The organism is Psychrobacter sp. M9-54-1 (genome assembly GCF_016613355.1).
GTDB lineage: Bacteria > Pseudomonadota > Gammaproteobacteria > Pseudomonadales > Moraxellaceae > Psychrobacter > Psychrobacter faecalis.
The window spans coordinates 269,351-284,839 of record NZ_JADGFW010000006.1; the positions used below are offsets into that span (position 1 = coordinate 269,351).

General features: G+C 41.4%; 12 protein-coding genes and 1 tRNA gene. 12 read left to right on the forward strand and 1 reads right to left on the reverse strand.

Features of this window, described 5'->3' with window-relative positions; all coding sequences use genetic code 11:
* Nucleotides 1-14: 14 nt before the first annotated feature.
* On the reverse strand, nucleotides 15-4,277 hold the full coding sequence (locus tag IQ457_RS04530; RefSeq protein ID WP_200662243.1) for an exodeoxyribonuclease V subunit gamma: 4,263 nt from the start codon (nucleotides 4,275-4,277) through the stop codon (nucleotides 15-17).
* Nucleotides 4,278-4,589: 312 nt separating this feature from the next.
* Between IQ457_RS04530 and IQ457_RS13635 the strand changes: the two genes are divergently transcribed.
* The 12 genes from IQ457_RS13635 to IQ457_RS04585 all read left to right on the forward strand — a co-directional run bounded on the left by IQ457_RS13635 (nucleotide 4,590) and on the right by IQ457_RS04585 (nucleotide 15,489).
* Entirely contained in the window at nucleotides 4,590-4,715 is a 126-nt protein-coding gene (locus IQ457_RS13635) for a hypothetical protein (protein WP_274600266.1), read from the forward strand.
* Nucleotides 4,716-4,745: 30 nt separating this feature from the next.
* Nucleotides 4,746-5,318, forward strand: coding sequence for a hypothetical protein (locus IQ457_RS04535; RefSeq protein WP_200662244.1), 573 nt, complete (start codon nucleotides 4,746-4,748; stop codon nucleotides 5,316-5,318).
* Between the two features lie 65 nt (nucleotides 5,319-5,383).
* Nucleotides 5,384-6,214, forward strand: coding sequence for a hypothetical protein (locus tag IQ457_RS04540; RefSeq protein ID WP_193030644.1), 831 nt, complete (start codon nucleotides 5,384-5,386; stop codon nucleotides 6,212-6,214).
* A gap of 72 nt (nucleotides 6,215-6,286) precedes the next feature.
* Nucleotides 6,287-6,362: transfer RNA gene (locus IQ457_RS04545), tRNA-Arg, on the forward strand.
* A gap of 212 nt (nucleotides 6,363-6,574) precedes the next feature.
* The gene (locus tag IQ457_RS04550) at nucleotides 6,575-8,050 is read left to right on the forward strand and encodes a tyrosine-type recombinase/integrase (RefSeq protein WP_200662245.1); all 1,476 of its coding nucleotides are present in this window, start codon (nucleotides 6,575-6,577) and stop codon (nucleotides 8,048-8,050) included.
* Between the two features lie 224 nt (nucleotides 8,051-8,274).
* Nucleotides 8,275-9,135 carry a hypothetical protein gene (locus tag IQ457_RS04555; RefSeq protein ID WP_200662246.1) on the forward strand — a complete coding sequence of 287 codons (861 nt, stop codon included), beginning with the start codon at nucleotides 8,275-8,277 and terminating at the stop codon, nucleotides 9,133-9,135.
* 133 nt (nucleotides 9,136-9,268) lie between these two features.
* Nucleotides 9,269-9,523 carry a helix-turn-helix transcriptional regulator gene (locus IQ457_RS13720; protein WP_227685993.1) on the forward strand — a complete coding sequence of 85 codons (255 nt, stop codon included), beginning with the start codon at nucleotides 9,269-9,271 and terminating at the stop codon, nucleotides 9,521-9,523.
* A 2-nt stretch (nucleotides 9,524-9,525) separates the two neighbouring features.
* Nucleotides 9,526-10,950, forward strand: coding sequence for a DUF3631 domain-containing protein (locus tag IQ457_RS04565; protein ID WP_200662247.1), 1,425 nt, complete (start codon nucleotides 9,526-9,528; stop codon nucleotides 10,948-10,950).
* A gap of 254 nt (nucleotides 10,951-11,204) precedes the next feature.
* Nucleotides 11,205-11,393: a helix-turn-helix domain-containing protein gene (locus tag IQ457_RS04570; protein WP_200662248.1), complete on the forward strand. Its 189-nt coding sequence runs from the start codon at nucleotides 11,205-11,207 to the stop codon at nucleotides 11,391-11,393.
* A 2-nt stretch (nucleotides 11,394-11,395) separates the two neighbouring features.
* A complete protein-coding gene (locus tag IQ457_RS04575; protein ID WP_200662249.1) occupies nucleotides 11,396-11,779 on the forward strand; it encodes a hypothetical protein in 384 nt (127 codons plus the stop codon).
* Between the two features lie 48 nt (nucleotides 11,780-11,827).
* Nucleotides 11,828-13,972: an HsdM family class I SAM-dependent methyltransferase gene (locus tag IQ457_RS04580; RefSeq protein WP_200662250.1), complete on the forward strand. Its 2,145-nt coding sequence runs from the start codon at nucleotides 11,828-11,830 to the stop codon at nucleotides 13,970-13,972.
* Nucleotides 13,972-15,489: a restriction endonuclease subunit S gene (locus IQ457_RS04585; RefSeq protein ID WP_200662251.1), complete on the forward strand. Its 1,518-nt coding sequence runs from the start codon at nucleotides 13,972-13,974 to the stop codon at nucleotides 15,487-15,489. Before IQ457_RS04580 ends, IQ457_RS04585 begins: the two co-directional genes overlap by 1 nt.

The window sequence follows — 15,489 nt, forward strand, 5'->3', positions numbered from 1 at the left end:
AAAAACAAACCACTTTATAGCGCTTGTAGAGATTCATCCATCGTGCCAAATAAAGGCAACGCCAATGCTTGCAGCGCGTCTTTTAACTTGGCAAAAACATCTTGTTTATAAAGAATGTATTGCCATAGCTCATGCTGCGAGCAAGTATCATAGATAGTATCACTGTTAAAACTTGGCCATAACCAACTTTCAAAGTCACTACGCTTGGGCTGATAATCGGTATCTTTTGCGCGGGCTTCATTGAGCTTATCTACATAAGTAAGCGCGTGAACTGGCAGCACCGTCATCGGTATCTTGCCCGCCATGTGGGCAAACCTTACCCATTTAAGCAGTTCCGTTAGGGCGTTGTTATAAGCGATCGGCGCAAGCTCAAAGGTAGTTTTACCTTTAAACTTTTTATACTCATCGCTGCCTTTATTAAAGCGCCAAATACTTCTACCATCACCAGCAGCTACTTGCTCATGCGTAGTACGGCGGGCAACCTGCCAATAGACATGCGCCAACCAAAAACGCAATAAATATTGGCTGCGCGCGCTATTGGGAAGAAGATTTAACCACAGCTCAGGCGAAGATGACTCCTCCTCCAAGTCATGATGAGTGGCAGGCACTTTAACAGGTACCATGCCTTTAATTTGTAATTTGCCGTGCGTATTTATATCTGGGGTCGCAACCGTGGTCATGGTTTCTGCACAAGGAGTTAGCAAAAAACGACTGGCATTGTTCTGAGCATCTATGCCTAATGACGATAGCTGCTCGGCAAACGCTTGGCATTGCTGTTGCAATTTTAGCTGCTGATACTGCAGTGTTGATTGCCGCGCCACGCCAGCGGGCATGACGGGATCGTATAGCAGTTTGCTAAGCGACTTAACAGCCGTGTCATCGTGGTCTTTATTCAATTCATCAAGTAGCTGGGTATTGACGGTATAAGCGCTTAGACCTGATAATGACAAAGGCTCTTGGTGCGCCATCTCATCTTCAGGCAAGACTACATGTACTTGCTGCTCGCGTAAAAAATGCTTGGCAGGGTGACGCACTTGATAATATAGCGCCTGCATATCAACTTGATTAATCTCAAAGCGCTCATCAATATTTGGTAAAGGTTCTTTATGCAAAGCGCTATTGAGGTCAAGACGCTGAGCAATATTGGCATAATCCTCGGCGCTCGGTAGCTCAACTTTAAGCGCGGGCAAAGTAGCGTCATCTTGAGAGCTTAAGCGCTCAAACACCTCGTGCCATACTTTGGCTGGCGCATTGGTACTTTGCTGGTAGGCTTTTTCTTTTTGCATAGCGCGGGTAAGCAAGTCCATCAGAACGTCACCATCCTCTTCATCGGATGTTGAATTATTTGCATCAGATGATCCATTAAGCGCGTCTGGTTGCACAAACACTTCTTCGGCAAAAGGCAGCGCTGGATGGCGCGTCACTAACCATTGCTCGATAAGTTTTGGCAGGTAACGCTGCACTTGCATTGCCAACGCTGACTCTTCACTATTTTCCGTCATTAACGCTTGCGTTTTAAGCTGCTCAGCTTTTAATGGGTCCCATTGCCATTGCACTTCACCTTTTAAAAATTGTAAGAGCTCACTCACCGGATTGGCAGGTAGGTGATCATGGGTATCGGTCAAGCGCTGGCCATTATAAAAAATCCAGCAAGCGTTGCGCGCACAAAGCAGCGCATCCAAAAACGCGCCATTATCATCATCTTCGCTAAATCGATCGCCGCGACGTGCCAGCCCAGCTTTCATCAAGTCATAACGGTTATCGCGGTCACGGTTGGGGAACTCAGCCAAATCCATATTAAGCATCACGACCAAGCCAAACGGTACATTACGCAGCGCCCCAAAACGCCCAAAGGTAATCACGCCTGTTGGCTCGGCACTGACTTGTTGGCTCTCTAACTCATCCTCGATACTATCGAGCATAAAGCTCAGCTTTAATGGCAGATTGCTGACTTGTGATAGCCTTGATTCTACTTGGCTGGCTTCCAATTGTAATGAACCCTGTAGGTCATTTGATGCTCCATTGTCTACTAGCATAGATGATTGATTGTCATTTTCGCTATGATAGCGCTGATAATGACGGTTGGCGCGTAAGCTACTTTTAAAGCCGTTCATCGCGTTAAAAATAGCGCGCATCGGCCGCGTTTGATCAAGTGCACCAAAATACGGATGAATGATATGATTCTCAATATTATTGAGCCATTTTTCGGCATTATAACGGGCTTCAAACTCGTAACGGCAATGATGTAAGCCATTATAGACACGGCATAAGGCTTCAATAATCACCGCATCTGCCAAACCAATCGCTGACATCGGCACGGTTTTTTCTGCTAAAGCATTATCTTGCCAATTATCAGGATACAGGCAATCACTAATCTCAGCTTCAGGCATGACCAAGCCTAGCGCCACTTTATCCAGCGCATGGACAAAGCTAAACCGATAATCATAGTCATCGACGTCAAGGGTTTGCTGCAAATGCGCTTCATCAAAACCGCGCACAAACCCTGCTTGCTCTAGCAACTCACAGGCGCGGCTCATCTGTTCATGCGTTAAACCGAGGCTTTCATATAGCGGTGGCAGCATCAACCAATCAAAAACTTCAGCCGCTTCAAAACGAGCGCTTTCACTGCCCAATAATCCATAAAAGCCGCGTATCGCTTCCCATAACTGGCGAATGGATTTGTCGACGACACCCGTGACTTTGGCCGGTAGCGTCAGACCATCTTGCCCCTCACCATTCACAAATACCGAGTTAATCAGTTCATGATGACGATCAACGTCGGGGAGTAGCACAACGATATCTGAGAGATGGCGCATACTGCCGTCTTCGTTTGGCTCATTTAACCAGCGTCCAATCATACTGCGCAATATCTCAAGCTGGCGTTGCAGATTATGGCAAGAATGAATGCTTAGGCTATTATCATATTGCGACAATTGCCATTGGCGCGCCTGCTCGTAGCGCTTACCCCTTAAATGCTCATCGCTATATAATGAGTCGGTATTACTGTTATTACTTAGGCCATTCTTAGATTCTTGCAGTTGCGTACTGAGCGCAGCGCTTAGACGCCCAGCAGTCGTTTGCTGCGTTGCACTTTCATCGAGCATAAGCACATCTTGTTGCAGATGCGCAAGTAAACTGAGCGGCCGCTCGGCTTGCACATCAGTTTCGGGGGCACCTACATCAAACTTATCCTGCCAATCAAGCGTAAAACCATTTTTATCTTCGTTACCCGATAGGCTTGCCAGCATGGCAAAGGTCTCACGCGACTGCTTGCCCAAACGCGACAATAGCGTATGTCCATAATCACGAAAAAACACGCTTTCGGGGTTAATCACTTGCTGACGCTGCAGCCACTGCTTATCGACAATATCCGCCCAAAACAGTTGCGATGGATTGTAATGCAATAAGATGATATCCATGTAAGTGGATAAGCGCTGCAAGAAGTTCAGCTCATTTTGCGGTAATTGCTGAATGGTAAAAATATGCAGCTGTGTTGGCAGTATCGCTTGTATATCTACCCCACTATCCGCTTTATCTTGTTCCATAATTTGCCAAAAACGCGTCTCAATCGAGGCTCGATGCTCATACACCGACGCAAACAATAACCGCCATAAATGCCGCTGTGCGACTTCAAGCTCAGTATAATGCGCAACCAACCACTCAGGCGTACTGCCTGCGTATTTATCAAACTCCATCGTGAGCTTGTCTTTTTCAGCGATAAGCAGCTCAACATTGACCGCTTTATTAGCAGACCATAAGCTTAGCCAATCCTCACGGTGAGTCAAATAACGGCTAAATACCCGTGAAAAATCGGTTGCCAGCGACCATAGACGTATATCTTGCTGACTACGATCTGCTTCTTTATCAAGCAGCGCCGATAGCAGCGGATACAGAGGATGTTTCTCATCATCCATGATTTGCGCTTGATAATAGGTAAAATAACCAAATAGCCGCCACTGCATCACCGCCCCTGTTAATACCGCAACTTCGGGCACCGTCACAATCTCTTGCGTTCTCTGATTGGCCTCAAGCCAGACATTGTGTTCAGCCAAGACCTTTTGCATCAACGTCCATTGATACTGTCCCCAAAACTTGGTGGTCACCAAAGTACTGATACCTGCTTGACTGGCAATCGACTTGTCCAACCAATCGCCCAATACCATCGATGGCACGATAACGATGAACTCTGCAAAGATAGGCAGGTTTTTAGACTGATAAGCTGTGAGTAGCTGCTCAACAAGATGTTCGGTGCGGTGCGACTGAATAATGGTAAACATAAATGAGGTAATCTATTTGAATGAATAAAGCTGGAATAGTAAAAATTGAGTATTAAAAACAACACGACAAGCCTGTGATTTTTACCACAAAGCTGATGATAGCGTATGGTTTCATACTTTTTATGAAGAAGAAACGTGGCAGACAACACTCATCAATCTATGTTTGCTGCTCGTTAGTCTGTTGCATTTCTGCTAGCATAATGTCGATTAAAAACAGTAGATATTATAGTACCAATTCATGCATAACGCCTTGTGTTTGGCAGTAAAACTGTCGCTAATAATAAACGATGAGTATTAATAAAACGGTTGGTAGTGAGAAAAGTTGATAACGTGCGCAACCTGCTGATTAGTGTGCCATTGTTCGTGGTGGTTTACCAGCACGTCACCTATAAAGCAAGGGCGCACGCGACAACAGATGTCGCCCTACCCTTTACCTAAACTTTTTTGTCAAAGAGATAACAGAATACTATGCCCATGCGCCCCATTGATGCCATTTTCGTTCATCCTAAACGCCGGTTATATGTTGTATACTACCGCGGTGAGCTGTGGGAATTGCCCCGCATGAAAATTGATGATAGGTCATGGCAAAACAGGCAGCCTTATACTGACGATAGCAGTGGTCTTTATCTTAGCATTCATCAAGCCATTAGCGACCCGATATTGGCTCAAAAGCTTCGTACTTTAAACTTGCCAGCAGCGGTGCGTGGCAGCACGTTACCACGCTTTGAAGCATGGTGGGAAGCCCACGGTTTTAAATGGCTTAAAGACAAACTTACCACCGGTGAATCGCCATTGGCCGCGCATCAAGCTTTGCAAGCAGTGTCTACTAATATGGCAGCTGCTCAAGCGACTGATAAACAAAGCGCGCCTGTTTCAAGCTACCAAGTAGTATCTAATGATGCTAGCAGTAATAACGAAAATAATCCTACCCAGCAAGAAAGTAATGAGCCAAGTACGGCAGCCCCTGTAGCAAAAGACGCAGACATCTTTGCTCATATGCTGGCAGATTTAGTAGACGAAGTACTAAACCATCAAGAGTAAATCTGTTACCATTTATCATTTATTCCATCACTCACCACATTAACCAAAGAAAAGAGCGGTAACTTATGAGAGATTACAAGCTGCTATTAGCGGGGCTTATTTTACTGCTGCTGATTATTTTTATCGCCATCTTTACTTGGTTATGGACCAGTAACCGCAAAAACATGGATCCTCTGCCAATTATGGCAAATAACAATGATACATCGTCTGCGGATAATGACGAAAATACCATTGCGAAAAGCACCTTGCACATCCAAGCAGAAGATGGGCTGCAAGCACCTTTAGATGCGGTGATTGCAAGCTTTCAAGCACGCTACCCAAATATGCAAATATTGACAAATTATGTGTCTTCGGCTGCCCTTCTAACGTTATCCGATAATGATTTTTCTGACAGTCATCGCACCGACGATGAGCGTGCGTCTTTTCTCATAAATACCGATTTGATCATTGCGAATGGCAAACTGTCACAAGAGCGCCTAGCGCCTTTGCAAGAACAATTAAAAACCGCTCAAGACAAATACAACCAAAACAAATTGAATGATAGTAGCGCCCAAGATAAAACAGCAGAAGACGGCGTAGATGAAACTGATGCAGAAGTGGACGCTCAGGCCAAAAGCGATAATACCAATACCCGTAGCCTGAGTTCTTTTGGCTATGCCCTGCAAGGCGAGCAAGCGGTAGATGGCGTGGTATTAACGCAAAACTCTGCGGCGATTAATTTTAGAAACTTTTTGCTCTCAAGTACCGGACAAGATATCTTAAGCCAGCATGATTATACCAATATCGACGGTTATAAGAATGATATGGATAATTTATTTCAACCAAGTTCACGCGCCAAACAAGCAACCGGCGAGCTTTCGGTAGATGTATCCGACGCGCTTAGCAATGGTAAATAAGTCTAAGGCTCGCTGCTTGATGATTACGCATTGCTTTTGTCAGACCTTTTTTTTACAATAGCACTCCACCACGCGCCTATAGCTCAACAGGATAGAGCAGTTGCCTCCTAAGCGATCGATCGGGGTTCGAGTCCCTGTGGGCGCACCAATCATTGTATTTAGACATAACCTCGCATTACCTCAAACCCTCCAAACCCCTTATACATATACATAGTTGTCTTTATTGATTACTTGTTATTACCTGCTAGTACCTCTACAATGTTGTTAAATTAGTTGTTAAATAATATGCAACGTCATTTTCTGTTGTTAATTATGCAGTGAGGTTGTTGTTAAACCTCCAAGCGCCTTTAGGTATAAGCCATGACGAGAAGACAAGACTACCGATTAACTGACGCTGGTGTGAAAGCCATTGCCAAACAGTCCACTCCCACCAAAGTCACGCGCCATGGTGATGGCAACAATTTATATCTTATACAACATCCAAATGGCTCGCTATTTTGGCAGATGACTTATCGCTATCAATCCCCTAAAGATCTTAAGCCAAAGCAAAAAACTTATCAGATTGGTATTTATAAATCTGCCAAGCAAATCATTGGCTCTACATTTAAACCAGAGGTGTCACTAAAAGAGGCTCGGCTGGTACGTGATAAAGCTCAAGCATTACTGGCTGATAATATTGATCCTACTGAACATAAAAATAATGATAAAAATAACTATGAGCAGAAGGACTTATTTAAAATTATTGCTAAGAGCTATATTGACGAAAAATCTACCACTACCTCTAAGAAGAATATTCAAAAACTTCACAACTATCTAAATAGGCATATTGCACCCCATATCGGTGACTATCCTATTGCCTCTATCACTGCACAGGACGTCATCAAAACAGGTCTAGCAATTCAAAATCACTTCGAAAAACAAGGCAAATGGACAGCCGATACTACAAGTAAGTGTGTTGAACTAATTGGCTCAGTTTTTGAATATGCTATTAATACGTTAAGCTACGATGTCATTAATGTCGCTTATGGTCGTAATAAAGCTTTAAGACCTCATCAGGCTAAGCGTATGAAAGCGGTCGAGCAGCATCAGTTTTCCGAATTATTACGTAATATTGATAAATATGTTGAAGATCATCCGAATGCCCATGAACAAACCGTGGCTGGCATGCAGCTGATGACCTTCTGTTTTGTTAGAACGAAAGAACTACGATTTTTTGAATGGTCAGAAATTGACTACCATAAAAATGTCTGGCGTATCCCAGCACATAAAATGAAAATGCGTCAAGATCACATTATTCCCTTGTCACCGCAGGCAATGGCCATTATCGAGCGTATGCGACCTTTAACAGAAAAAACAAATTACGTATTTTATAACTTCACGAAGAATCAGCCTTATAGTGAGGCTTGGTTTAATCAAGCTCTGAAACGTATGGGCTATACGGGTAGTCCCTACCCTGAAATGACTGGACATGGATTTAGGCAGCTTGCCAGCACGGGATTGTATGAATTAAAGTTCAGTGAGGATGTGATAGAAATACAGTTAGCCCATCTTAATCGGTCTAGTGTCAAAAAGAGATACGATTTATCTGCACATCTAGCAGAAAGGCAAATGATGATGAATCAGTGGGCAAATCATTTAGATGACCTTCGAGCTGGCAAGGCTGTTAATTTTGACTTAATGACGCCAGATGAAATTACTAAAAAAATGCGTAGTCGTGATGAGCAAGCGGTCGATATAGCTTTGCATGATAAAGATGTTTTAATAAAAAGCTTACAAGCACAAGGTGTGTCGCCTGATCTATTAATACAGATCGTTAAACAAATTAAATCAAACTAATTACAGCTTTCCTACATGTCAAAATAATATTAAATTAAAGTTATACGTCTCTGATAAATTTACCAGCTACTAGAATTCTACATGCTTTGTCACGCAATCACATATAGAAATTTTATTTAAGACAGAACGAATTTACTTTTAAAGTATTAAAAGATTAGTAAGGAAAACTATATAACTTTCATAAATATCTTCTATGAATCTTAACTATTATATAGGCATAATCGATGAACTCCAGTAATCAATCAACCACCATCTCTTCAAACAAAAAATCTTTTGAAAACTTCTTAACAAAGCAGAATTTTAAAAACGTAAATACTGCTATAGAACAGACTATATCTAAGCCAAGAACTATAGATATAGCTAGACGAATCCTAGAGCATGAAACATGTCATATCCATAAGCAAAGAAATAACATTTTCTTTTTAGATAGCGTAGAAGTGTTTGCTAAAAACTATGTAGATACGAAATTTGAATTTGATGATGAGTATTTTTTTAAAAATATAAAAAAATACTCAGAAGGTTATGACCCTGAGATACATAATGTTGATATAGATCAGTATGCTTTGAACCGATATATAGAAAGCAACTTCATTAAAATTGATGAATCTTTAGATGATATTGAGAATAAACGTGAAATTTTTCATAAAATATTAAATCCTCATTCCATTGAAGAGATTAAAAGAGTTGGGATTATGCTAGATGAGATTTTTAGAATATATATTTTTAAGAGTATAGCTCTGATAGCTTATGAATCAACTGCATACGAATTGTGTTTAAATTACCATGACTTTGCAATGTATCTTTTTGCTGGCAGTGCTGTGCAAATTGGTTACGATAGAAATGATTATTTCGAAAAAATGGCTTCCTTAAATGGCACTATAGCATCTGAAGCTAGATGGGCTCCACAGTCTGAGTATAGACAACAGAAGAAAAAAGAGTATCTTGCAATAATGAAGGAGCAGGGTTTTAAAAAATATGCTGAAACTGCGAGGTATATTAAAGAATACATAGATACAGATGAGAAACCTACTTATGAATATGTTTATAAGTTGATAAGTGAAGCTGCAAAAGGTAATTTATCATAAAATTTATTATGCGCGCATAACTATACTATTTGTTAAATTTGTCGATTATCATTACTCAACAGCACTAGCCACTACTGGCCATAACCATGCTGCGGAGTAAACTATAATGAAAACGAATGAACAATTTCTACGAATGTCAGACCTTGCTAACTGTCCCGAAATCAAGGCACGAACATATACTACCCAGTCTGGTCGCCAGAAAACAGTTACTGCTAAAAGCGCCAAACGAGGTATCGTAGGTTTCTCATCCAAACATATTTATAAGATGATTAGACAGAATCGATTCCCAGCGCCCATCAAAATAGATGGAGCTAGCCTCTGGCGTCTATCTGATATAAACAAATGGATAGAGAAACATTCTGCGTCCTCTAACGATGGGGAGAGATAATCATGAGTAAGAATGATCATATCTCTCTTCCTGAGTTAGCCGATAAGCAATCAGCTGACCCAATAAAAAAGCTGCTCATCTTGCAGGATGACCAGCTCTCGAAAACCACTACAGATGACATTGACGAGCCATCATCGATTATTTTACCACAACAAAACCTAAAAATTAGCTCTGATTTAGCACAAAATGCTATTGATAGGCTTGCAACATTATCAGAACTAGACTATGAGCTAGAACGAACTGAAATCGCAAAATCTCTTAATAATATGTCTGTTCGGTCACTCGACAAGCTAGTCAAGAAAGCTAAAAATAAAGTAGCTTCTGAGTTTTCTAAAGGCTCAGTTGTTGATACTAAGCCATATGCTGAGCCAATAACTGATATAGCTATAGTAGCTGATCAGATATATCAAATACTAGGCGATCATATCGCCTGTACTGAAGCAGTTAAAGTGGCGGCCACATTATGGATAGTAATGACATGGCTTATACCAGCAGCTCACATTTCACCCATTGCTTGGATTAATGCGCCTGAAAAACGCTGCGGTAAATCCACGCTTTTAACATTAATGAGCCGTTTGAGCAAAAAGTCGTTATCAACATCAAATATCACAAAATCTGCTCTATTTCGCTCTATTGAAAGTTACAAGCCTACGTTATTTATTGATGAGATTGACACGTTTATCAATGATAACGAGGGCATACGAGGCGTATTAAATGCAGGGCATAGCCGCGATAACCCGTATATCATACGCTGCGTCGGTGATGATAATGAACCCGTACCATTTAATGTTTTTGGAGCTAAGGCAATATCAGGTATCGGTAGAATTCCTGATACATTGATAGATCGTTCAATATCGCTAACTTTGCGTCGCAAAATGAAAAATGAGACAAAAGACCGAGTTCGCGATCTACCTGAAGATGTCACTGACAAAATCCGTTCGCAGCTTGCTAGGTGGTCTGATGATAACCTACAAGCAGTAAAAGATGCTAAGCCAGTGCTGCCTATTACGATCAACGATCGTGCGCAGGATAATTGGCAGATACTCTTTAAAATAGCTATGTTATTGGGTGAGGAGTGGTTAGAAAAAGCTCATAAATCATGCATGGAGATATCAGGTAGTGATAGCGATGTACCCAGCTCAAATGAGCAGCTATTATCTGATATTAAAACCGTTTTTAGCTTAACTCAAACGAACAGACTCTTAAGTAGAGATTTATTAACTGAGTTACGTCGAGATCCGGAAATGAGTTGGTCAACATATAATGAGGGCAAGGCAATTACGCTACGACAAATTGCAAAAAAACTGAGTGGATTCAAAATTTCATCCAAGGATATCAGGGCTCAGGACTTACGCGGTAATGAAGTACGAGGTAAGGGCTACGACATCAAAGACTTCCAAGACGCTTTTTCGCGTTATCTATCCTAGCATTTGACTCTATTTCCGATAGCTTAAGGCATCAATCTTAGTTATTTTCTTAAATATCAAAGCATACTTTTTCCTATATGCCCGAGATCTGTTTAATCAGGTCTTAGGCATTTTTTGTCTAACTGGATTATTTATCATAACCAATGCTAAGACTTGCCTAATTTTAAAAAACAGAGTAAGTCATTGACAAGATTGGTCGCTAGTATAGACTGTATTTTAATGTACTCTTTCGACATTATCAGGAGCTATTCGTCATGGACAGTGAAGTACTAACTATTAAAGAAGTGGCTGAATACCTGAAGGTTAATGAGCGTACTATTTATCGATTGGCAGCTAGTAACGATCTACCAGGGTTCCGAGTAGGGAACGCTTGGAGGTTTAAACGTAGTGATCTCGAAGCTTGGGTTTTAAAGCAAACTGAGCAAACTAACAGCAAGGAATAGTTATGAACTACGAGAGTCAAAACTCACTACTTAACCAGTTAGTTGATCAACTTAAAACGTCAAAAAAATCTGCAGACGACCTCTTTAGTGAACAGCAGGAGATTTGGCATTCTTTAGGTTTTAATCAAGCCCAAGTAGCACTATGGCTAGCATCCTTGCCAGCACGTAATATATTAAACGAACCTAAATCAGCATATCAAACAACCTCGAATATCACAGAGCACATAGCTACTCTATTGCAAAATTCTGGTGGGCGTATGCCTCTCTCACAAGTCTTAAAGAAGCTACCAGCTGGCACGACTATCACTGAGCAGCAATTACGTAAACTGGCTGAACAAGACCAACAAATGAGCGTCAAAGGACCATTTTTAGTACTCGATACTTAACAACCATCTGAACATTCAAACACCAAATCTTAGGAATTAAAACATATCATGGCAAAAGACAATAAAATCGAGCAACAAGTTCAACTCACTGACCTATTTAACCAACTAGTCAAACAACATCGAAATTTCGATCAACCTGTATTAGAGCTATCATCACACGAGTTTGCCAAAGCAGGCTTAATACAAGGAATGGTAGAAGGCAATCTGACGCCACCTGTCATGTTACTAGCCCTAGCAGAAGGTCATTGGGAGAATGCTGCTGATACGGCTAAGTTTGATAATTTAGCATATACGCTACTAAGTGATACTGATAGCGATTGGCCAGTATTCGCTGTCGTCAGTGATGGCACTAATAATCGCGTCCTAAGTCTATTTGGTTCTGATGGCTCTGACGGTACCCATGGCGTCGATACCCTCCCCAGCCTAGAGGAATTAAACAGCTTTGATAAGTTAGAGCGAGATCCTACTTTCCGCTGGTCAATGCGTATTTATACTCGTCTAATGCACCGCTTTGATGCCTTTCATGAGAATGTGTATCGCGTGACTAAAGATAAAGTTAACGATAAAAACGACATTATCGAAGAAGTAGCTAAACTGTTATTTTTAGAAAGCTTCCGCATTTATCATCCCGACATTCAATTCACTGATAAACAAGGTAATAAGCATCTATTTAGCAGAGTATTTAATTGGCAGTATGTAAAAGAAGAAGGTGAAACAGCTGTCAACCTAATCAAAGATGCTTTCAATGAGTTTAAATCACATGAGGACTATATTGTTACCAGTGATGATGGCTCAAATAACGCTATATTTTCAGAAGATACTCATTTGAGATTATCGGTGCCAAAGAACTATGAAGATTTGCTAGAAGCCTTACAAAACCTTGGTCCCGTTATTAGTAATGATGGGCGCATAGCAAAAGAACAAGGTACCTTAGGCGATGTCTCTGGTGACTTATTAGGCCGAGTATTTGATGTCTTTCTGCGCGCTAACTTTGAGTCTAAAGGAGGCCTAGGGGTTTACCTTACGCCTAACCCAGTCAAACAAGCCATGCTTGAGATAGCCATTCATGATATCGCTAATGACGATGAGGCTATCGCACGCTTATCCAATGGTGATTTCAGATTCTGCGATCCAACTTGTGGCTCATTTGGCTTTGGCTCAGTCGCACTAAGTCAGCTAGACCATCTCATTGATACCCAACTCGGAGGCTTAAGCGATTCTGAAAAAGAAGCACTAAAGCAAAAGTTACGTAATGAAGGCTTTACGGGCGCCGATGCCGCCCCGCGTATGGTGATGCTAGCACGGGTGAACATGGCATTGCAAGGTGCCCCAAAAGCTCAGATATTCTATACGGACAACTCGCTCACAACTAAAGCGCTCAAGCCCAATAGCTTCGATATTATCTGTACCAACCCCCCATTTGGCACACCAAAATTCGATAAAGGTAAGAACGGGCAATCCTCAAAAAAGAACTATGAAGCGAATATGGAACAAGTACTTGGAGGCTTTCGTCCAACAGAGAAGGTAGTTGATAGTTATAACGCTTATTACGATCATCTAAAAATGCGTTGGGACGATACGGGTGATTTATACCTCGATGAGGAGGGTAACCCTAAGTGGGCCGGTTACCGTACTGACCTACGTCGCACTGGTGGTACAGATAAAAAGCCTATATACAGTCTTGTCCCCTCTACATCAGGCTTAGCTCTAGGTAGCAAGCCTGATAATAAAGGTAATTGGAAGCCAGTCGGTGCGACCATTGACCCGGCTGTGCTATTTATAGACCGCTGCTTGCAATTACTCAAACCCGGAGGACGACTCATGATTGTACTGCCTGATGGCATATTATGCAACTCAGGCGACCGCTATGTTCGTGAGTACATTATGGGTAAAAAAGATGAGCAAACTGGCGAGTTCGTCGGTGGCAAGGCAATCGTCAAGGCGGTGATATCACTACCCAGTGATTGCTTTAAACTGTCAGGCACTGGTGCTAAGACGTCGATTATGTATTTACAAAAGCGCCGTGCCAGCCCTGACCAACCGGAGCAGTTCTTACCTGAGCCACAGACTGATGTATTTATGGCAGTAGCTGACACTCTAGGCTATTTGGTAAAAAATAATGTCGAAGACTATAACGCTGGCGTGCCAAATGACTTAGATATAATTGCTTCTGCTTATAAGCGGGGTGAGTAATGTTTATAAATAGAGTTTCGCCGCAGGATATTGTCAAACACCGTATAGAAGCAGAATATTATAGTCCGGAAAAAATGGCTCAGCTATCTGCTTTGAGTAATCTATATGAAAAATGGAAATCACTTGATGATCTATGTGAGTTTATTACCGATGGAACTCATCAAACACCAAATTATACAGACAAAGGAATAAAGTTTTTAAGCTCAACTAATATTGGCGAAAATCAAATAGACTTTGAAAAGACTAAATTCGTGAGTGAAGGATCATATCTTGAATTAAAAAGAACTAAATGCAGTCCAATTATTGGTGATATTCTAATATCTAAAAATGGCAAAGTAGGTACAGCTAGCGTCTATAAAGAAGGGCACCCTGAAGTAGGACTTTTCGTGAGCGTTGCACTTCTGAGATACAATGCGAAACTTGATTCAGATTACGTATGTGTTTTTCTTAACTCATTTGGTGGACAATGGCAGTTCAAGCGAGCAGCAAAGACTGGCGTTATTACAAACCTCCATTTAGAGGAAATTCGCGAAGTAAACATTCCAGTACTCGATTCAAAATCCCAACAATACATCGGAGAAAAAGTTCGCCAAGCTGAGCAACTACGTGCTTGGGCTATTTCACTGGAACTTAATTTTGAAGATCAACTTAAATCTTTCTACCCTGAAGCTTTTAAGAACAAGAGTACTGGGAAGAAATATTCAATAGCACCTATTGAAGATGTGTCATATACATTAAACCCAGGTGCATTTGATGAAGAACGTTTACGAATAAGATTATATTTAAAAAAATGCGGTGCAGTTAAGCTGAAAGAATTAGCTCATATTGAAGGCTCTACAAGATCTGATTATTCGCAAGATACAACATATATTGGATTGGATTCTATTAGTTCTAAAACCTGTGCTTTATCACCCTCGACTATTAGTAAAAGTGGAGTTACTGGAACCTCCCGAATATTAAATGAAGGAGTAGTTGTCGCTAAACTACGCCCTTACCTTAACAAAATATCTTATATACCTAGATCACTTGCAGGCTCTGTCGGATCAACAGAGTTACTATGCATAAGACCTAAAGACAGACTTAACGGATGGTACATTTACGGCGTATTAAAATCTGATATCGGACTTCGTCAACTCAAACCTTTAGCGAGCGGTTCAACCCATCCTCGTATCGACCAATACGATCTTTATGATTTAATATTTCCGGTTCATCAAGATAATAAAACTATGGGTAAATGGTTGGAAAACGCTCAAGCAGCTTACTTTATGGCTTCTTATTTAGTAACTTCCGCCAAAACCTTAGTCGAAGCCTTAATAGAAGGCCAACTAACCGAAGAGCAACTGATACAAGCTCAACAAGCTTTAGAAGATGGCGACAACACACTAGATAAAGCTATCTTAAGCAAACTCAGTAGCGAAGGCTATGCTGTAGAGGGTGCCGCACCACTATTCAGTGATATAGATGAGCTGTATCGATTGCTAGCGAGCGCCACTCCCGCTGCAGACAGTGAGGACTAG